The following is a 19,846-nucleotide window of genomic DNA, read 5'->3' as shown; positions in this document are numbered from 1 at the left end:
TTGACCACCGCGATCGAAGTCAAGAACATCAACAAACAGTTCGTGCTGCGCCACACACGGTCCATCAAGGAAGCCATTGTCTGGCTGGCCAAAGGCCGTAAGGGCGATCTTTCGGAGAAGTTCCACGCACTGCATGACGTCTCACTGGAAATAGACCAGGGTGAGGCCGTGGCCCTCCTGGGCTTCAACGGATCCGGCAAGTCGACACTGCTGAAACACATTTCCGGTGTCATGGTGCCCGACAACGGAACCGTCCGGACACGGGGCCGGGTTGCCGGGCTAATCGAGGTCGGTGCAGGTTTCCACCACGACCTGTCGGGCCGGGACAACGTGTACCTCAACGGGGCAATCCTTGGCATGACCGAGGAACAAATCAAGGAGCGCTTCGACTCCATCGTTGAATTCGCCGAAATCGGCAAGTTCATTGACACCGAGGTGAAGTTCTATTCCTCGGGCATGTACCTGCGGCTCGCCTTCTCAGTAGCCGTCCACACTGACCCCGAGGTGTTCCTGGTGGACGAAATCCTGGCGGTCGGCGACGAGCCTTTCCAGAGGAAATGCATCGCGAAAATCCAGGAGCTCGCCGCGGAAGGGAAGACCCTGGTCGTGGTGAGCCATGACTTGGATCTCGTGTCACGGATTTGTGACCGCGGCATCCTGCTCGACCGCGGAAACGTCACGTTTGACGGCCCGATCGAACAAGCTGTGGCCACCCTGCGCGCGTAGAGCGCGCAGCCTGCCACCCATCACTTTCAGCGCAGCCGGCATCCCAACAACCAACGCAGCCGGCATCCCAACGGCCTGAGCCGTAGGGATGCCGGCTGCGTCTTGATGTGGAGAACGCCTACTGGTTGCCCAGCGGGCCGCAACCGGTCACCTGGTAAAGCCGGGCCGCTCCTTGCTCATCAACGAGCTTCAGCCCCGGCGCGCTGTCAGCCTTGTCCATGGCGGTGTTGGGGTGGGCTCCGCCGTGCACCTCGTGGTCGTCGAAGATGAGGGCGAACTGCACGTTTAGCTTCTTCACGGCCGGGCAGACCACCGGATTGACCCCCGCCTCGTCGACTCTGCTCAGGATGACCAGTTCTTCCGGTGTGCGGCGGCCGACGATGTGCGGGGATACAGAGCGGCGCAGCGACAGTCCCTCCGTCAGGGAAGCCCCGGTCCAGGGATCGCCGTAGACGCTGGCCCCGGCTGGAACGTGGCTGGGCAGGCGGTCCAGGAGTGCCCGCTCATCGGTAGAGACGAGTGGGGCATGTGGCCCTGTCCTGTAGTTGGCTGATGCAAGGACCTGTTCTTTTCCAACAGCACCGAACTGTGCACCCACGGCGATGGCGAAGACCCCCGCGAGCAGAACAGCGGCGGGCGCAATCTTGTCCAGGGCCGTGGCGCCGGGAAGGCGCAGCATCCTGCTGGCCGTCTCGCCTACCCGCTGCTGCGTGGCTATGGCGGCAGCTCCGCGCAGAATGCTTTCGCCTCCCAGGACGGCCAAGGGCAGCAGGACTACGGGCAGCATCGCGGCGAGGCGGAATGAGTCGTTGTACCAAACTCCGGTCAGGAAGTGCCGGGTGTCGCTCGCGGGAAGTGCGGACGCCACGACGAAGAGTCCGGCGGCAATAAAAGCCATGCCCAGCACCCATACGAGCTTGCGGCGCGCGATGGAGGCGACAAGTCCCGCCACGAGCATCACGAACATCACCAGGGAAACATGCCTTCCCTGGGGGCCGGCGCCAAGAACCTCACCGATGGCCTGGGAAACTGTCTGATACGGCTGCCAGCGTGACGACGTGAGGCTCTGGCCGGCCATGTCCCACACGATGAAAACCAGCGGAATGAACACGGCCGTCAGAACTGTAAAGCCAACCAGCTGCCGGCCCGAGGCCTCTCCGCGCCTGAAGCCGGCGGCGAGCCGGACGAGCTTTGTCAGCAGCAGGGGGAGGGCCAGCCCAAACAGGGCAACAACGAAACTCGGATGCGCCAGGGCCAGGCCGGGGAGGATGAGAATGCCCTGGCAGAGGACAGGCACGATCCGCCGCTTGGTCGGATTGAGGCCGAGGAGGTCAATGGTCAGCGCCAGTGCCACCGGCATGATGGCGATCGCCAACAGGTTGGGGTAGAGAACCCCGAAGTCAATCATGAGGTAGGGAAAGGAGCTGAAGCCCGCAGCCAGTGCCCCCGTCAACAGCATGGGCAGGACGTGTCCACTGGAGATCCGGCTGATCAGGTACATCATGCCCAGGGGCCACATGACGGCGGCAATGACGATATTGCCGGCGCTGATGGCTTCCGGGACTGAGACTGACGCTGTTGACGCGACGAGTGCGATCAGATCGTGCCACGCGGCCGGGTAGAACGCCGCGGAAGCTGTGGTCAGGTTTCCGAGCGTCAGGGATGACCCCGACCCGGTGATCAGGATGTGACCGATGGCATTCAGATGGAAAATGTTGTCGTACGTTTGCGAGATGTTGCCTGGCGCGCCGATGATCCGTGCGAACCGCACCGCGATGATGACCGCCGGTATGGCAAACGCGGCAACGATCGCGCCGCGCCTGACCCACTCCTGCGCCGGCGTCAGGATTGGCCCCGTGCCGGCACCGTCCTGCGCGGCGTTTAAGAACGACTTCCGGGGCTGGGCGCCGAACACAATGCCCCGCATGGCCAGGACGTAGCGCAGCACGAGAGCTGTGACCGTGAGGACCAGGGCACAAGCGGCAACGGGGACGATCCCGTAGCCGACACCGGCGTAGGGGGCTGCCACGGCAACGGCGCTGGCGATGGTGACCGTCGTCGGACCGGAGACCGCTAAGAGGGGAAGACCCCTTACCCCGGCCCCGCGCATGACCAACAGTCCAGGCCCGAGGAAGATCACTGCGGCAAGCAGCAGAACGGGCACGAATGTCACCCAGGGCATGGAGGCTCCTCGACGGTTTCAGGGAAATAAGGCCAGTTGCCAACAATACTGTAAGCAGCACGGGCGCTCAGCGCCGTCCCCGGCCCCTGTCCCCAATGTGGGAGACTAGTCCAGTGAATCGAACGTGGATTGTCATTCCTATGTACAACGAAGGCACCGTTGTCGCCGATGTAATCCGAGGTCTCCTGCCCGTTTTCCCGTACGTGGTGTGCGTGGATGATGGCAGCTCGGACAAGTCGGCGCAGATCGCCCGGGAGGCGGGTGCCGTGGTGGTGCAGCACCCCATCAACCTTGGCCAAGGGGCCGCGCTCCAGACCGGCATCGAGTACGCGCTGCAGGATCCGGAGCTCGGGTGCATTGTGACCTTCGACGCCGACGGGCAACACAAAGTCTCCGACGCGTTCGAGATGGCGAGCCGCGTCCTTAGCGATGAGGCGGACATCGTGCTTGGCTCCCGGTTCCTCGATGACCGGACCAAGTTGTCGCCCATGAAGCGGATCGTGCTCAAAACAGCCGCGCTGCAATCCAAACTGTCCACCGGTCTGGACCTGACGGACGCCCACAACGGGCTGCGTGCCTTCAATCCCTACGTCGCCCGAAACATCAACCTGACCCAGAACCGCATGGCCCACGCCTCGGAACTGGTGAACCGGCTGGCCACGATGAAGCCCCGCTATGTGGAACACCCCGTGGAGATCATCTACACGGATTACTCGAAGGCCAAGGGCCAGTCCCTGCTGAACTCGGTCAACATTCTCGCGGAACTGTTTTTGAGGTAATAAATGCTAATCGTCATCCAGGTCATCCTGGTCCTCGCTGTCGTCCTCGTCGCGATGATCCTCATGCGGGGCGGGTCCAACGCAAGGCACCTGGCAATCCGCCGCCTCATGCTGATGGTCTTCACTTTCGTGGCCGCCCTGTCCATTTTCTTTCCGCAGTTGCTCACCACCGTCGCGGGATGGTTTGGGATCGGCAGGGGCACCGACCTCGTGCTGTACGGCGTTGTTGTCTGGCTGCTGATCTTCATGGCCACCACGTACCAGCGGTTTCGCCAGACCGAGATCTCGCTGACCAAGCTGTCGCGGAGGATTGCCATCGACGAGACTCCGAGAGTCTGGGAAACGGACGGCAAATAATATGGCCGCAGAACCGGCAGAACCCACGGTGGATGTCTCGCTGATCATTCCGACCAACAGCATGCACCGGTGGCTGGACCGGGCGGTTACCTCCGTTCTAGACCAGACCGGCGCCAGCTTCGAGCTCATCCTCTACCTTGACGGCGTGGAACTGACCCCGGGCACGGAATGGGCCTCCGACCCACGGGTGCGGCTGGTCCACGGTACGAATTCCCAAGGCGTGGGGCATGCCCTGCGCGAGGCGTGCAAGCACGCCCGGGGCGAATTCATTGCCCGGCTGGACTCCGACGACGTCGCACTGCCCGGCCGATTCGCCCGGCAGGTCGCGTACCTGCGTGAGCATCCGGACACCGTGGCCGTGACCGGCCAGGCGCCGTGGATTGACGAGGATGGTGCGCGAATCGGAGCCTTCGGACACGCATCAGGCACTGACGTGCGGGGGAAGTTGCTGGAGCAGAACGTTCTCGTCCAGTCGGCGATCATGTTCCGTGCCGCTGACTACCGGGCGGCGGGCGGGTATAAGCCGCTGCGGCAGATGGAAGACTACGACCTTTGGCTGCGCCTGGCGCTGCGCGGACGCATGGCGGTCCTCGACGCCGATGTCGTCGAGTACCGCATCCACCCCGACCAAACCAGCCGGGGCGTCCATCCCCGCGCGTCCTACGTCAAGACTGTTTATGCCGGGCGCAAGGATCTCGCCCTGCTGCTGGGGAAGTCGGCGGGCAGCCAGCTGATCCGCAACACGGCATTCCGTGCGGCCCTGTACATGATGTACTACCTGCCGCCGTCCCTGATACGGCGCATCCGAACCGCAGCCTCCCGCTAGTCCGCCGGACACCCGCTAGTCCGCCGCAAACGCGGGGCGCCTACCAGGCGCTCCAGCCGCCGTCGACCGCAATCGTTTGGCCGGTGACGTACCGGGAAGCGTCCGAGGCGAGCCAGGCGACAACGCCGCGGAAGTCGTCCTCCGTGGCCATCCGCTGCAGCGGGGTCAGCTTCTCGTACCGTTCGGTGAACTCCCCGGCCTGGCCCCGGGCGATCCCTCCGGGCGCGAAGGCATTGACGCGCACGGCAGGGGCCATCACGGTGGACAGGTACCTCGTGAGCTGGACGATGCCGCCCTTCGTGGCGCCGTAAGCGGCGGGGTTGCCCATGACCGTGCCTTCGTAAAGGCCCATGTTCGGTCCCACGATCCCGTAAATTGACGACACGTTGATGATCGAGCCTCGTCCATCCGCCGAGAGCTTCGGCGCGAGTTCGCGGGCGAGCGAAAACGGCACGCGAAGGTTCAGTTTTGACGCCAGCTCAAAGGCCTCGTCGGTCTGTTCCGCGAAGGGGACGGCGTAGCCGGGGATCCCCGAGGTGCCCGTGAAGGCAGCATTGTTCACCAGGATGTCCAGCGGCCCGTCAATGGCCCCGGCCAGTTCGTTCGTGCCGCCGTCTTCCAGCAGGTTGACCGCTACCGCCGTGGCCTTCACGCCGTACTGGCGCGCCAGCTGATCCGCTACTTCTTCGCAGGCGTCGGCGGCGACGTCCGATACAACGACGTCGGCCCCCTGGGCGGCGAGAGTCCCGGCCAGCACCCGGCCCAGGGGACCGGCGCCTCCGGTGACCAGTGCCCGGCGCCCTTCAAGGCTGAAGAGGCCGTCCAGCCCGTCCAGGCCGGTCACTTGGCCGGCTCCGTGGCGGCCGCGCCGGGGGCATTGTCGGGCTGGTAGCCCGGCAGCGGGGCCAGTCCCGCTCCGACGACCGCCTCAACGAGGCGGAACTCGTGTTCGTCGTCGATGCTGAAAGCATGCGTTTCCGGTATTTCCACGAACCCGTGGCGGCCCTCGTCGAACCAGCTGGTTTCCAGCCGGCGGATGAAGTCTGCCCGCCAGACGTAGAAGCTTCCATTGATGCGCATGTACCGCGGCACGTCCTGGCGGCGGACGACGCCTGTTCCTTCCTCGAAGTACCTCACCAGGCCGGGGCCGTCGGTTTCAGGCCGCACGCCCACCCAGGTCGGGTTGAAGAAAGGCTCGGAGACTGCAACGACGCCGTCCAGTTCCGGCGTGGCCACGAGGGCGTCGATGGCCTCGCGCACCCGCTCGGGCGTGCGGGTCGGGCTTGTCGGGTCCAGCAGCAGCACCATGTCGTAAGCCACCGAGTCGATTTCCTCCATGGCGGCCAGAGCGTGGCGGAGCACCACGCTCATGGGTGCCGTGTCCGACGCCAGCTCGGCGGGACGCAGGAAAGGGACCTCTGCGCCGGCTGCACGGGCCGTTTCGGCGATGGTCTCGTCATCGGTTGACACGATGCACCTGACGGAATCGCCCAGGAGAGCTGCCAGCGCGACGGAGTGGGCCAGGAGCGGCTTGCCCATCAGGGGGCGGATGTTCTTGCCGGGTAGCCCTTTGGATCCTCCGCGTGCCGGGATGACCGCCAGGACGCGGGGGCGGATGGAAGTATCAGTCATGGTGTTGTTGCCCTCGGGAGTCGTACCTAGCGTGCCGGATCGGACGCTGAAGTTGTCTGCAGCTGAAGCTGATTACCACACTATCGGTTCTTTCCCGCCGGAGGAGTGGGCGGCCCGGGCCGCGTCGCAGATGGCCACGGCACGGATTCCGTCCGCAAGCGCTGCCGGCACAAACCGGGCCATCAGGTTGCCGGTGGACACGCCGGCCTGCTCCAGAACAGCAAGGGTCTGGCGGGCGAGGGCCACATCGACCGAAGCATCATCCGGAAAGCGGATCGAACTCCGCTGGACGCCTGCCGCCGTCGCAATGTCGACGGCGATCTCGTTGTGTACCACGTCCCAGCACAACGCGCCGTCGGTGGTGCTGATGCGGATGCTGCGGGTCTTGACCGGGCTGACGTAGTCCAGCCGGATGTGGACGGCTCCGTGGCCGCCCCACAGCAGGTCGGCCGATTCTTCGGCCTCGATGCCGAGCACCCCGTGCCCCAACGTGGCCTGCAGGGAGGAGGGCGCGCCGAGCAGCATGACGGGGTAGTCGATGTCGTGGACGAGGTCGCGCAGGGCCCCGCCCTCGGCAGCGCGGGCCGAGTAGCTGTCGCGGTAGTCGCGGTTGGGGCGCCACGCCGGCAGCCAGGACTGGGAGCGCACCTGGGCGCTGGTGACCTGGCCCATGCGCGGAAGCAGGTCGGCCAGGACCGCGAGTCCCTGATGGAACCGCAGCGGCGCGCTCACGGAAATGGTGTCGGCCCTCGCGTGCGCCGAAAGGGTGCGGGCACTCGCCGCATCCTGGCTGACCGGCTTCTCCAGCAGGAGTGCCTTGGGGCTATGGTCCAGGGCCTCCAGGGCGTCATCGACGTGCCGCGCCGTGTCGGTGGCGATGATCACCAGGTCCATGTCTGTTTCCGGGTACTTGGTGAGCAACTTGACGGAGGCGGGAATGTCGCTCCGGCCGGCAAGGCTCGTAGTCGGACGGACGGGGAGTGCGAAGATGTCGTCGACACCCATCTCCTCCAGCACACGCAAGTGCCGGGCGCCAATGGAGCCGGTGCCCCTCACCAGAGCGGACGTCCTGCGGCCCCCCTCCGGCCGCCCGGCCAGCCGGGCCGAAGGCACCGGAGCCAAGGCGGGAGAGACATCCAAGTATGATGTGAGCGTCATCTGCTCAACTCTATTGCTCAAGGCGCCGCTACTCTAAATGGATATCCAGAATCACTATTACGGTCACTCTGCGGCATTCGCGCACCACTGCGGAATGAACAGGATCCACCACATTCCGGGCTTGGTGCAGCACGGATGGACGGTCAAATCGCCTGTCCTGGCCCAGTTTGCAGACTTCAATGACCGTGGTGCCAACCGGAAGCGGCTGGTCTGGACGTCGGCGTCGCGGGGATACTCGCCCGAAGGGCCCGAGAACCTTTTCCCGGACGGATCCAGCATGATCACCGCCGTCGGGGCGCCGTTCCTGTATCTCCAGAAGGCGGTGCGGGATAAGGGCGGCCTGCCGGACCGGACGCTGGGCCCCCTGGTGCTGCCCCTCCACGGAACAGCACTGGTGAAAGTCAGCGGCGACCACGACGGGTTCGCACAGGAGGTCCTCCGCCGTGACGGACCGGCCACGGTGTGCCTCCATATCGAGGACCTCGAGCACCCTGAGATCTACAGCGCCTGGACGGACGCGGGGCACAGCGTCATCAGCGCGGGCGACCGCCGGGACCCGCAGTTCTTGGGGCGGATTCTCTGGATGATGGCTTCCGCGCAGAAAGTGGTCTCGAACCGCATGTCTACGGCCCTCCTCTACGCTGCGGCTGCCGGCGCTGACGTGGAGATCTACGGACCGGACTTCCAGCTCGGCCAGAACGCGGAAACCGATCCCGGACTCCGGATGCGTGAGCTGTGGCCGGAATTCTATGAGCCGTCCCCGGACAATGCGGAGCTCAAGCGCATAGCCGACATGGAACTCGGTGTGCAGGACATGAAGTCCCCGACCGAACTGAAGAGCCTGCTCGGCTGGAACAGCCGCTCGGTCGGCGCGTTCTGGGATTATTGGGCCAGCGGTCCCCTGGAGAAAGCCCAGGCGGTCCTCGGGCTGCGGAAACGCCCCGAAGGTGCCCACAGCGGCGAAGCCGGCCTGTCCCCGATCCATTTCCTCCGCCACCCGCTCAAACACCTGCCCTCCCCGCTGCCGAAGCTCACGCCTGCGGTCGCGGTCGAGGCGGTCAGGCTCAAAGAGTCGGGCCGGCTCTAGGGGTGGGCGCCTGGCTGATCATCGGGGCGTCCGGGCACGCGCGCAGCCTCGCGTCGATCGTGAACGGCCGCGGAGACCACGTGGCCGCCGTTTCTGACGCAGGCCTGGCCGGAGCGGCCCGGGACTCCGCAGCGTCGGAACGGAGCCTCAGCCCGTTCGCCGCCGCCGACGGCCGCACCCCGCGGGTGTTTTTCGACGACGACGAAGCGCTGAGGTTTGCCGCCGAATCGTCCCTGTCGATCGCCGTCGGCATCGGGGACAACGGCGTCCGGAGCCGCATCGCGGAATCGATCATCGCCTCGCCGGAACTGAGCCGGCTCACCGGTCCGTTGGTCGCAGCAAGTGCAACCGTTGACCCGACCGCCCGCCTCGGGGCCCTGTCACAGGTCTGCGAGCACGCCCACGTAGGCCCGTTGGCGGACATAGGCTCAGCGGTCATCATCAACACGGGCGCGATTGTCGAACACGAGTCCGGAGTCGGAGCCGGCACGCACCTCGCCCCCGGTTCGGTGCTTTTGGGGGCCTCGTTCGTGGGCAATAGAGTATTTGTTGGGTCAGGCGCCCGTGTCCTTCCCGGCTGCACCGTGGGAGGACTGTCTGTGATCGGTGCGGGCGCTGTCGTGACGCGTGATCTCGCCGGGGGAGCAACCTACATTGGTGTTCCGGCCCGGGAATTGACATCCAAGAAAGGCGCAACCCTGTGACCATCGAATCCAAAGCCCAGCATGTGACGTTCGGTCCGCACCGCATCGGCCCTGACGAGGAAGTCTTCATCATTGCCGAGGCGGGAGTGAATCACGACGGTGACGTGGCAGTTGCCCATGAACTTATCGACATGGCTGCCGACACCGGCGCCAACGCAGTGAAGTTCCAGACCTTCAAGCCTGAATCCCTGGTCACGGAAGCGGCCGACACCACGCCGTACCAGAAGAAGGCCGGGTTCGCGGAGTCCCAGTCCGAGATGTTGCGGCGCCTGACGCTGCCCGAGACCGCCTGGGTTGAGCTGCGGGACCACTGTTCCGAGCGGGGGATCACGTTCCTCTCCACCCCCTTCGACTACGACAGCGCACGGATGCTTGCGGACATTGGCGTTCCGGGACTCAAGATCGGCTCGGGAGAGCTGACGAACACTCCCTACCTGGCCGCCATTGCGGAATTCGGCATTCCGATGATCGTGTCCACGGGAATGGGAACCCGGGAAGAGATCGCCGCGGCGCTCGAGGCGACGGCCAAAGCGCCCGCGACCGTCCTGCTGCACTGCGTCTCTGCCTACCCCGCACCCCTGGACGAGGCCAACCTGCTCGCCATCCCCGCGATGCGGAAGGAATTCGGCGTCGAGGTCGGCTGGTCCGACCACACGCCGGGCTCCCTGACGGCCATCGCGGCCACGGCACTGGGCTCGACGCTGCTGGAAAAGCACATCACCACGGACAAGACACGCAACGGTCCGGACCATTCCGCGTCGCTTGAGCGGGACGAGTTCGAGGACTACGTGCGCTCCGTCCGCGACGTCTACCGGGCACTGGGAGACGGCAACAAGCGCAGGATGCCCAGCGAGGAAGCCAACGCCGGGCTGGTGCGGCGCTCCTTCCACGCCGCACGGGACATCGCTGCAGGTGCCGTGATCACGGAGGCCGACGTCGCCATCCTCCGCCCAGAAGGCGGACTCCTGCCGTCCGCCCACGTTGTGGGCCGCTCCGCAGGCCGTGCCATCAAGGCCGGAACGCCGATGACCGCCGAAGACCTGGCCTGACATGCGGGTGCTGGGGTTCGTAGGGACGCGGGCGGATCTCTTCCCACTCGCCCCGGTCCTTGTCCAGCTGGCCGGAAATCCTGACGTCGAGTTGCACGTGGCAACTGCTGTCGGTTTCCCGGCCGGGACAGCAGCCAGCCGGCTGCGGGAGGCAGGACTCCAGGACGGCGCCTTCGTGCACCATGACCTGGGGCTCCACCTGGATGATGCCTCCGCTCCGGGCCAGCTGGCGCTGGGCCCGAAACTGTCCGGGAACATGGCCGAGCTGATTCAGCGGAGCCAGCCGGACGCCGTCGTTGTTCTTGGCGACCGCTGGGAGCTGCTCTACGTGGTGCCGGCAGTTGTTGTCTCAGGCGTGAGGCTGGTGCATCTCCATGGCGGGGAAGTCACCGAAGGGGCGCTCGATGAGCGAGTCCGGCACGCGGTGACCAAACTGGCGGACCAGCACTGTGTGAGCACGGCCGGGGCCGCACGCCGGGTGGCCCAGCTTGGCGAATCGCCGGAACGGATTCATCAGACAGGTGCCCCGGGGCTCGACCGGTTCAGGGAGCCGAACCCCCTGACAGAGGAAGAGTTCCAGGCAGAGTTTGGCCGGCCCCTGGTCCGTCCGCTGCTGATGGTCACGTACCACCCGCCCACAGCCGAGATGTCCGGGAACGCCGGCGCGTTGGCACGGCAGGTATTCGACGAGTCCATTGCCGCCGCAGGCACCGCGATTCTGACATATCCGGGCTTTGACGCCGGGCGGCACGAAATCGTGGCAGAACTTGAAGAGATTGCCGCCGGCGGCACCGCGATAGTGCGGGAAAGCCTGGGGCCGCTTTACCCGCGCGTCATGGCCACCATCGATGCCCTGGTGGGTAATTCCTCCTCGGGCATTCTCGAGGCTGCAACGTTCTCCGTGCCGGTCGTCAACGTCGGAGATCGGCAAAAAGGCCGCGAAAGCGGCGCCAACGTCATCCACTGCCGCGACGAGCGTCCGGGGATCCACGCTAGTATTGAAAAGGCTTTGAGCGCGGAGTTCCAGGATTTGTCCCGTCAGGTGGTCAATCTGTACGGGGACTCGCATTCGTCAGAACGGATCGAACGCGTAGTGGTTGGCAGCGGACGGACGCCGCTGACCAAAGCCTTCATTGACATCGGCGCTGGAGAATGACACGTATGAGTATTGACGGGCCCCTCGGCAACGTCTGCATCGGGCAGGACGCCACCGTTAGGCAGGCGCTGGAGACCATCGACCGCGGTGCGTCCGCGATCGCCCTCGTCACCGACGAGGCAGGCAAGCTCCAAGGCGTGCTTACCGACGGCGACATCCGCCGCGGCCTGCTTAAGGGAGCCGAACTCGACGGACTCGTCCACGAGTACGCCAACAGGGCACCGCACGTCGTTGGGCCGGATGCCACCCGCGCCTCGGTGCTGGACCTGATGCGCAGTCTGCGGATCAGCGAAGTTCCGGTGGTTGACGATTCCGGCAAGCTCGTCGGGCTGCATACCCTCAACGACATCGTCGGGCGGACGTCGCTGAACAACATTGCCGTCATCATGGCCGGAGGCAAGGGCACGCGCCTGGGCGCGCTGACCAAGGACACCCCGAAGCCGCTGATGACCGTCGCCGACCGGACCATCATCGAGTGGATCATCCTTGGCCTGGTCGAATCGGGCGTCACGAACATCTATGTTTCCGTGGCGTATCTGGCCGAAAAGATCATGGATCACCTGGGCGACGGCTCCCGGCTCGGCTGCACGATCAAGTATCTGCATGAGGACCCGGCCAAGCCCCTCAACACCGCCGGCGCGCTGGGGCTGCTGTACCACGAGCGGCCTGACATCTCCGAGCCGGTGCTCGTCACCAACGCGGATCTCATGGTGCGCTACTCTGCGGCGGAACTCCTCGCCTTCCACGCGTCCAAGAACGCCAGCGTCACCGTCGCTGCCCGCCCGTACGTCCACCAGGTGCCCTTCGGCGTCCTGGACATCGGCGAAGGGCGCTCCATCTCGGCCGTGGTGGAGAAGCCGAGCATTGAATTCGAAATCAGCACGGGCATTTACGCCGTGTCGCCGGAGGCACTCGCGCTGGTGCCCTACCTTGAACCTTTTTCCATGCCGGAACTCGTTCAGGCCTGCATTGAGCAGTCCAAGACAGTGGCCGCATGGCCGATCGAATCCGACTGGATCGACGTCGGAACTCCCAAAGACCTAGCAACAGCGAAAGGCCAGTGATCACCTTGATTCAGCAGAACCTTACGGGCAAGACCGTGGTTGTTACGGGCGCGGACGGCTTCATCGGAAGCCATGTCACCCAGCGGCTGATCGCCCAGGGTGCCAACGTGCGCGCCCTTTGCGTGTACAACTCCAACGGTTCCTACGGGTGGCTTGATGACCTGAGCCCCGAAGAGCGTGACTCCGTCGATCTGCGCCTCGGCGACATCCGGGACGCGGAGTACGTCTCCGACCTGGTTGCCGGTTCGGACGTCGTCCTCCACCTCGCAGCCCTCATCGCAATTCCCTACTCCTACGAGGCGCCCCGCTCGTACGTGGAAACGAACGTCGTGGGCACGCTGAACGTCCTCGAGGGCGTGCGCCGCCACAACGTGCCGCGGCTGGTCAACACCTCCACGTCCGAGGTCTACGGCACCCCCAAGACCGTGCCGATCACCATTGAAAACGAGCTCCGCGGCCAGTCCCCGTACAGCGCGACGAAGATCGCCGCCGACAAGCTCTGCGAGGCGTGGGCGAGCTCCTTCGAGACGCCCGTCGTGGTGCTGCGCCCGTTCAACACCTATGGTCCCCGGCAGTCCGCGCGTGCCGTGATCCCCACGGTGCTGCAGCAGATGGTTGCCGGAGCCGACAAGATCCACCTCGGCTCGCTGACCCCACGCCGCGACTTCACCTACGTCACGGACACTGCCGACGGATTCCTGAAGGCAGCCAGCGCGGACATCCCGCTGGAGGGCCAGGTCATCCAGCTCGGTACCGGCTACGACGTCTCCATCGGGGAACTCGTTGAAATGGCCCGCAAGGTCACCGGATCGACGGCGGAAATCATCACCCAGGACGAGCGCGTCCGCCCGGAAGCCAGCGAAGTCATGCACCTTCTGTCGGACCCGTCGCAGGCGCTGGCCGAACTGGGCTGGGCACCGCAGGTCAGCCTCGAAGAGGGCCTGCGCGAATCCGCCGAGTGGATCAAGGCCCGCGGCGTGGACCTTTCCGCAGCCGCACGTTACTCCCGATAAGTGTTGCCAGAAAGGTCAATTGTGGCGAGCCGTATCCCACTAGCTGTCCCCAATATCGGCGAGCGTGAAGCCGAACTCGTCAACGAAGCCGTCGCGAGCGGGTTTGTCTCGTCCGTGGGGCAGTTTGTCTCCGAATTCGAAGAGAAGTTCGCTGACTACGTCGGCGCCAAGCACGCCGTGGCATGCGCTTCGGGAACGGCGGCGCTGCACATTGCGATGCGCCTCGCCGACGTTCAGCCGGGGGACCTGGTTGCCGTGTCGGACTTCACCTTCATGGCAAGTTCCAACGCGGCGTCCTACCAGTTCGCCGACCTGCTGCTCGTGGACTCGCTGGCCGAGACCTGGTGCATGGATGTCGATAGCCTGCGCCGCGAGATCGAACGCAGGACGGCGGCGGGGGAGAAGCTGCCCAAGGCCATCGAGATCGTGCACATCCTGGGCCAGCCCGCCGATGCCCATGCCGCGCGGGAACTTGCGGATGAATACGGCATCATCCTGATCGAAGATGCTGCCGAGGCCCTCGGCGCCATGTGGACCGAGGGGCCGCTGGAAGGCCGCCACGTCGGGACTGTCGGCCACATGGGTGCGTTCTCGTTCAACGGAAACAAGATCATGACCACCGGTGGCGGCGGGATGTTCACCACCGACGATCCTGAACTGGCGGCGAAGGCGAAGCACCTGTCGACGCAGGCCCGGCTCCCGGACCGCGGTTACCTGCATGACGAAATTGGCTTCAACTACCGGCTGACGAACATCGCCGCTGCCCTCGGGGTGGCGCAGTTGGAGCGGTTGGACGGGTTTGTTGCCACCAAGCGCAAAATCGCGGCACGGTACGCTGACGCCTTTGCCGGTACCGGCATCCAGACACCGCCCAACCTTCCCGGGCAGGAGTCCACGTACTGGCTGTACTCGGTGCTCGTCCCTGCATCGCGTGGTGCCGGGGCCCGGGATGAACTGCAGGACTTCCTGGCCGAGGTCAACATCGAATCGCGTTCCCTGTGGCGGCCGCTGCACATGCAGCCGCCCCTGAAGGATGAACTGACCCTCGACGGCGCCACCGGTGAAGACCTGTTCGCCCGCGGCCTTTCGCTCCCTTGCTCGACTGACCTTACGGATGACGACCAGGACCGGGTCATCGAGCGTGTCCACGAATGGCTACGACTCAACGGTGAGTAGCGCCGGGCGGGCAGATGTTGCCGAGTCCGGGAACAGCAGCGCCATGGAAAGAACCGGCAGGAACTCGGTCCTGTATCTGGCGGGCGCACTCATGCAGGGCCTGGGCATCTTCCTGGTGCAGCCGTTCGCCCTGCGCGTGCTCAACAGCGATGCCGAGTGGCAGGAACTCTTCCTGGCCGTCTCCGTCATCCAGGTCGGCGTCGTGCTCGGAGCCGCGGGACTTCCGCTGGCGATCACCAAGACGTGGTTCGACCATAACGGCGCCGCCAAAGCACGCTCGATCAGCGGCTTCCTCAGCGTGTTCGGCGCGGTTGTGGGCATCCTCGCGGCAGCCGTGTACTGGTGGCTGGCGCGCGACAGCGAAGGAACATTCAGCTTCACCATTGCGCTCCTGACCATGGGCCTGCTGGCCACCGTGTTGGCTGCCCAGGCCTTGCTGCGGGCGCAGGGACGTCCGGTTGCTTTTGTCATGCTGAGCCTTGGTTCATCCGTGGCCGCCTACGGCGTGGGACTCATTGCGATGCTCCTAGTGGGTGCTTCGGCCAGTGTCTTCATGGTGGGCTTCGGCGCCGCTGTCTGCCTGACAGCCCTTGCGGCGCTGTTCGTCGCCCCGCCGTCACAGCCTTTCGCCGTGCCCGGCGCCGCGAAAGAGGCGCTGCTTATTGGCCTTCCCGTGCTTCCCCACACGGGATCGATGATGCTCCTCACCCAGGGGGCGGCCTTTCTCCTGGCAGCCGTGGCAGCGGAGGGCGTCTCCGGCGACTACGGCAAGGTGCAGATCTTTGTCCTGGGAACGGTGACGCTGCTGGGGGCACTGAACAACGCCTGGGTGCCGGCGATCATGTCGGCGAAGCCGGATGAGCGGCCGGAACGCATGCGTTCAGTGATGAAGACCGCAAGTTTCGCCGGCCTGGCCATCGTCGTGGTGGCGAGCGGCGGGGCCAACGTGGTGACCCATGTCATGGCCGTCGGGCGGGAAGACCTGATTCCGGTGGCGCAGATCATGCCCCTGATCGCCCTGGGGTACCTGCTGTACCTGAACGCCTCCTCGCTACTGTTCGCCGACAAGGTGACGTGGATTTTGGCGGTCGTGACGCCGTCGGTGCTGGTCATTTCAGCCCTGGGGGCCCTCTGGCCGGCCTCCAACGGGAACCTGGTGCTCATGGCTGCAACGTCTGCTGTGTCGTTTTTCCTGCTGGGCGGCGTCTACTTCCTGGTGGCACGACGACGGGCCCCCGGCGGGTGGCCGATGCGCACTTATGCGCTGTGCTGTCTTGCCGCGGTCGGGTATGTCGTGGTGCTCTTGATGGTGCCGCGGGACATCGTGTCCGGCATCATCACGGCAGGCGTATTGGCCGTGGCGTCGGTGTGCGGACTCGCACTATGGCACCGGCGCAGGGCAAAGCGGACGGGAAAGGCTTCACAATGACTGGCACCAGCAGCCTGGAAACTGCGGCACCGCCAAAGACGGCCACGGAACACAAGGCGGCAAAGCCGGCACCGCGGACGATTGTCTTCTTCGACTTTGCCCGTGGCATTTCCGCACAGGCCGTCGTCCTGGGTCATGCACTCAACATCTTCGTGCCGGGCATCTTCATGGTCCCCGGGCAGCGCGTCTTCTACATCCAGTCCTTCGCCGTGGTCATTTTCTTCGTCCTCTCGGGGTATCTGATCACCAGCGCCGTGCTCAAGAAACGGAGCCACGCAGGGTTTACGTTCGGCAACTACCTGATGGACCGGGTCGCACGGGTTGTCTACCCCCTCCTGCCGGCCGTTGCACTGATCGTTGCCTTCGATTTCCTCGTGTTCCAGGGTTCCAGGCGCCTGCCCTTCATCAATATCGATCTCAGCCCCCAGGCCATTGCCGGCAGCTTCACGATGCTGTTCAACCACCCGGTGCTCCAGGAGGTTGCCGTCCGGACCTCGACCACCTGGATCGACGTCGGTCCCGTGGGGACGGGCGCACCGCTCTGGTCCGTAACGGCGGAATGGTGGATCTATGTGGCGTTCGGGATCCTGGCGCTTACTGTGCTCAGCGGCAAGCGGATGGGGATCCTGCGGGTGGCCCTCCTGCTGTTCGCCATCGCCGTCCCCGTCGGTTACATGGCCCACGGATCCTACGAATCCCTGGCCTGGATCATCGGCATGCTGTACGCCATCGCGGCCCCGACCCTGCGGAGGATACGCGTGTCGGCGCACCTGTGGCTCTTTGGCCTGGCTTCTGCCGTGTTCGCGGCGGGCCTTCACTACACCGGGCAAAACCTCCACGCAGCCGTGACGGTCGCGGCGTCGGCCGTGGCGTTCTGCCACCTGTTCTTTGCGCTGGAAGGAAGGGCTGCGCGTACCGCCGACGCCGGGAACGTCCCCGCCCAGGGCGGCCTTCGGGCGTCTGCCGGCAAGTGGTTTGTCTCCGGCAGCATCTTCCTCTCCAGCTTCAGCTACTCCCTGTATCTCGTGCACTTCTCGGTGATTACGTACATCTGGTTCCACCTGCACTCCGTGCTGTCGGCGTGGCAGCTGATTCTCCTGTCGCTGATCCTCTGCAACCTCCTTGCCTACGCGTACTATCTCCTAGTCGAGCGCCACTTCCACAAGGTCGGCAAATGGCTGAAGCGGCACTTCCTCCCTCGCAGCAAGGACGCAGCACCGCTGCAGAAATAACCCGCTCCTGGGGGCGGCACGGAGCGCTGCACGCCCCGTGAGCCGGCCGCCGCGGCGGCACTGGAAATGCGAGGGCGGGGTCCCACCGGGTATCGTAGATGGGATTGCCTTGCCCGAAAACTGCCACCCTGACCCGAAAAGTAGGAGCTTCCCACGTGACCGCAGATCCCGCAACGCTCCAACGAGCCGCTTCTGCAGCGGGGTCCAAGTCCGGTAAGGGCGCGGGCTCTCCAGGGCGAATCCGTGCTGATATCCAAGGACTCAGGGCGTTGGCGGTGGGCATGGTTGTCATCTACCACCTGTGGCCGAACCGGCTGACGGGCGGTTTCGTGGGTGTGGATGTCTTCTTTGTTATTTCAGGCTTCCTGATCACGTCCCATATTCTCTCGAGTCCACCAGTGACTGGACGTGACCTGGCAGTTTTCTGGCGGCGTCGAGTGCGGCGTCTCCTTCCGGCGTCGCTGCTCGTCCTTGGAGTGACGGCTGTTGCAACGCGGATCGTAGCTCCCGCATCGCGCTGGGAAGACACGGCCGCCCAAATCATCTCCTCAGCACTTTATGTCCAGAACTGGACCCTGGCCTCCGGCTCCGTCGATTATCTGGCGGCGGAAAACGCTGCCTCTCCGGTGCAGCATTTCTGGTCCCTGTCGGTAGAGGAGCAGTTCTACCTGGTCTGGCCCGTCCTGTTTTTCGCAGTCTTTTATCTTGCGGCCCGGCTCCGGTGGAGCCGAACAACGTCGGCACAAATGCTCGTTGGCGGAGTCTTCGCCATTTCCCTGGCTTACTCCATCTATGCGACCGCGTTCACGCCTGCCAGCGCGTACTTCGTCACCCCCACGCGCATGTGGGAGCTGGCCGCGGGCGGCCTCGTCGCAACGTTCGCCGCCTCGCGAACGGCGAGGGAGGCGCGTTCCTGGGACTCGCTGCTTGCCTGGGCCGGCATCGCGGCCATCGTGGCAGCGGGAGTCCTGTACAGCGGCAGCACGCCATTCCCCGGCTATACCGCTCTTCTCCCGGTGGCGGGAACGGCGGCTGTTATCTGGGCTGATGCCCAGCAGCGGCATTCCCCGACACAGGTCCTCAAGCAGGCGCCGGTTCGGGTCCTGGGCGACCTCTCCTACTCGGTCTACCTTTGGCATTGGCCGCTCATTGTTTTGGTCCCCTACGTCAGCGGAGGAAGCCTGAGCCTCTGGGACAAGTGCTTCATCCTGGCCCTCACAGTGGTTTTGTCCTGGCTGACCAAGAAGTTCGTTGAGGACCGCTTCCGTACCGCCCCGCGCGGCCAGAAGCTCAGCTCCACATTTCTGGCGGCAACGGCCGGCATGGTTGTGGTCGTCCTGCTGGGGGTGGGGCAGATTGCCGAAGTCCGGCACCGCAGCGATGTGTCGGCCGGTCAGGTGGCGGCTCTTTCGCAGGAAGGAAACGAGTGCTTCGGCGCAGCTGCCTTGGCAAACACTGCGGCGGGGTGCTCGGCTGAGCCCAGCGGACCCGTGACTCCGGCTCCTGAAGCCGCCATCAACGACAAGTCTGACGCCTACGCCGACAATTGCTGGTCGTTCGAGCCGACGTTCGAAGAACATCCGGTGTGCACGTACGGGTCCGGGCCCACGCGTGTGGCCCTGGTTGGAAACTCGCATGCGGGCCACTGGCTGCCGGCCCTTCAGGCCCTCGCGGATGAACGTGGCTGGACGATTACGACGTACCTTGCTTCTGCCTGCAACGCCACCGACGCGAGGCTGAAGTTCTCGACGGCCGAGGCCGGGGCGGGTTGTGCGGAGTGGGGAAAATGGGTCCTTCAGGAGACGTCGGGTGACGCCTACGACCTCGTCGTGACGTCAGAACGCGTCGCCCGGCCGGTGGAAGGGGCTCCGGGCGGCGCCGGCAACCTCGCGGCCGCCGCAGCAGGGTATGAAAGTTATCTGAAAAAGTGGGCCTCGTCAGGAACCCGTGTCCTGGTCCTCAAGGACACGCCTAACCCCCTGGCCACCACAGGCTCCGTGCCGGACTGCCTTTCCCTCCATGAGCCTGACTACGCGGCGTGCTCCGGCACTGTCGGACAGTGGCACCAGCCGGATCCCCTCAGCCAAGCTGCGGCCAAGCTGAAACTGCCGAGTATCGCCACCGCCAACATGGACAAATACTTCTGTTCCAGCGGGCGCTGCCAGAGCGTCATCGGCAACGTAGTCGTCTATTTCGACGGCCACCACATGACATCGACCTACGCTCGGACGCTGGCTCCGTATTTGAAGGACGTCATCGAACGTTCCCTGCGATAG

The 19,846-nt window shown here is 65.0% G+C and carries 18 protein-coding genes; 14 read left to right on the top strand and 4 right to left on the bottom strand.

Annotated elements, in window-relative coordinates; translation table 11 throughout:
* Positions 1-726: an ABC transporter ATP-binding protein gene (locus tag JYA52_RS21215; RefSeq protein WP_205655365.1), complete on the top strand. Its 726-nt coding sequence runs from the start codon at positions 1-3 to the stop codon at positions 724-726.
* A 118-nt stretch (positions 727-844) separates the two neighbouring features.
* On the opposite strand, the gene JYA52_RS21210 is transcribed toward JYA52_RS21215, so the two are convergent.
* Positions 845-2,908 carry a DUF6541 family protein gene (locus JYA52_RS21210; protein ID WP_205655364.1) on the bottom strand — a complete coding sequence of 688 codons (2,064 nt, stop codon included), beginning with the start codon at positions 2,906-2,908 and terminating at the stop codon, positions 845-847.
* Between the two features lie 95 nt (positions 2,909-3,003).
* On the opposite strand from JYA52_RS21210, the gene JYA52_RS21205 reads away from it, so the two are divergent.
* From JYA52_RS21205 to JYA52_RS21195, 3 genes are read left to right on the top strand one after another with little or no spacing between them, the layout of a single operon-like run.
* Positions 3,004-3,687 (top strand): glycosyltransferase family 2 protein, encoded by a 684-nt coding sequence (locus JYA52_RS21205; protein WP_205655363.1) that lies wholly within the window; start codon positions 3,004-3,006, stop codon positions 3,685-3,687.
* Between the two features lie 3 nt (positions 3,688-3,690).
* Positions 3,691-4,044 carry a DUF2304 domain-containing protein gene (locus tag JYA52_RS21200; protein WP_205655362.1) on the top strand — a complete coding sequence of 118 codons (354 nt, stop codon included), beginning with the start codon at positions 3,691-3,693 and terminating at the stop codon, positions 4,042-4,044.
* A 1-nt stretch (position 4,045) separates the two neighbouring features.
* A complete protein-coding gene (locus JYA52_RS21195) occupies positions 4,046-4,870 on the top strand; it encodes a glycosyltransferase (RefSeq protein ID WP_205655361.1) in 825 nt (274 codons plus the stop codon).
* Between the two features lie 40 nt (positions 4,871-4,910).
* Here the strand turns inward: JYA52_RS21195 and JYA52_RS21190 are convergent, their stop codons facing one another.
* The 3 genes from JYA52_RS21190 to JYA52_RS21180 all read right to left on the bottom strand — a co-directional run bounded on the left by JYA52_RS21190 (position 4,911) and on the right by JYA52_RS21180 (position 7,660).
* Positions 4,911-5,714: an SDR family oxidoreductase gene (locus tag JYA52_RS21190; protein ID WP_307869492.1), complete on the bottom strand. Its 804-nt coding sequence runs from the start codon at positions 5,712-5,714 to the stop codon at positions 4,911-4,913.
* A complete protein-coding gene (locus JYA52_RS21185; RefSeq protein ID WP_205655360.1) occupies positions 5,711-6,502 on the bottom strand; it encodes an acylneuraminate cytidylyltransferase family protein in 792 nt (263 codons plus the stop codon). The genes JYA52_RS21190 and JYA52_RS21185 overlap by 4 nt, the downstream gene beginning before the upstream one ends.
* Positions 6,503-6,574: 72 nt before the next feature.
* The gene (locus JYA52_RS21180; RefSeq protein ID WP_205655359.1) at positions 6,575-7,660 is read right to left on the bottom strand and encodes a Gfo/Idh/MocA family protein; all 1,086 of its coding nucleotides are present in this window, start codon (positions 7,658-7,660) and stop codon (positions 6,575-6,577) included.
* Positions 7,661-7,697: 37 nt separating this feature from the next.
* Between JYA52_RS21180 and JYA52_RS21175 the strand changes: the two genes are divergently transcribed.
* From JYA52_RS21175 to JYA52_RS21130, 10 genes are all read left to right on the top strand, one after another.
* Positions 7,698-8,747 carry a hypothetical protein gene (locus JYA52_RS21175; protein ID WP_205655358.1) on the top strand — a complete coding sequence of 350 codons (1,050 nt, stop codon included), beginning with the start codon at positions 7,698-7,700 and terminating at the stop codon, positions 8,745-8,747.
* A 2-nt stretch (positions 8,748-8,749) separates the two neighbouring features.
* Entirely contained in the window at positions 8,750-9,451 is a 702-nt protein-coding gene (locus tag JYA52_RS22990; RefSeq protein ID WP_205655357.1) for a PglD-related sugar-binding protein, read from the top strand.
* On the top strand, positions 9,448-10,500 hold the full coding sequence (locus JYA52_RS21165; protein ID WP_307869491.1) for an N-acetylneuraminate synthase family protein: 1,053 nt from the start codon (positions 9,448-9,450) through the stop codon (positions 10,498-10,500). Before JYA52_RS22990 ends, JYA52_RS21165 begins: the two co-directional genes overlap by 4 nt.
* A 1-nt stretch (position 10,501) precedes the next feature.
* Complete coding sequence (gene neuC, locus JYA52_RS21160; protein ID WP_205655356.1) at positions 10,502-11,656, top strand: UDP-N-acetylglucosamine 2-epimerase; 1,155 nt, start codon at positions 10,502-10,504, stop codon at positions 11,654-11,656.
* A gap of 5 nt (positions 11,657-11,661) precedes the next feature.
* Positions 11,662-12,720 (top strand): sugar phosphate nucleotidyltransferase, encoded by a 1,059-nt coding sequence (locus JYA52_RS21155; RefSeq protein ID WP_205655355.1) that lies wholly within the window; start codon positions 11,662-11,664, stop codon positions 12,718-12,720.
* Positions 12,717-13,733 carry an SDR family NAD(P)-dependent oxidoreductase gene (locus JYA52_RS21150; protein ID WP_258006490.1) on the top strand — a complete coding sequence of 339 codons (1,017 nt, stop codon included), beginning with the start codon at positions 12,717-12,719 and terminating at the stop codon, positions 13,731-13,733. The genes JYA52_RS21155 and JYA52_RS21150 overlap by 4 nt, the downstream gene beginning before the upstream one ends.
* A 21-nt stretch (positions 13,734-13,754) precedes the next feature.
* Positions 13,755-14,909 carry an aminotransferase class I/II-fold pyridoxal phosphate-dependent enzyme gene (locus JYA52_RS21145; protein ID WP_307869490.1) on the top strand — a complete coding sequence of 385 codons (1,155 nt, stop codon included), beginning with the start codon at positions 13,755-13,757 and terminating at the stop codon, positions 14,907-14,909.
* Positions 14,910-14,952: 43 nt separating this feature from the next.
* Positions 14,953-16,338: a lipopolysaccharide biosynthesis protein gene (locus tag JYA52_RS21140; RefSeq protein ID WP_205655353.1), complete on the top strand. Its 1,386-nt coding sequence runs from the start codon at positions 14,953-14,955 to the stop codon at positions 16,336-16,338.
* The gene (locus JYA52_RS21135; RefSeq protein WP_205655352.1) at positions 16,335-17,570 is read left to right on the top strand and encodes an acyltransferase family protein; all 1,236 of its coding nucleotides are present in this window, start codon (positions 16,335-16,337) and stop codon (positions 17,568-17,570) included. The genes JYA52_RS21140 and JYA52_RS21135 overlap by 4 nt, the downstream gene beginning before the upstream one ends.
* 98 nt (positions 17,571-17,668) lie before the next feature.
* Complete coding sequence (locus JYA52_RS21130; RefSeq protein WP_276208611.1) at positions 17,669-19,846, top strand: acyltransferase family protein; 2,178 nt, start codon at positions 17,669-17,671, stop codon at positions 19,844-19,846.

Origin of the sequence: Arthrobacter pascens (assembly GCF_017052465.1) — a bacterium.
Lineage (GTDB): Bacteria > Actinomycetota > Actinomycetes > Actinomycetales > Micrococcaceae > Arthrobacter > Arthrobacter pascens.
This window is presented reverse-complemented; position numbering and strand designations above follow the sequence as displayed.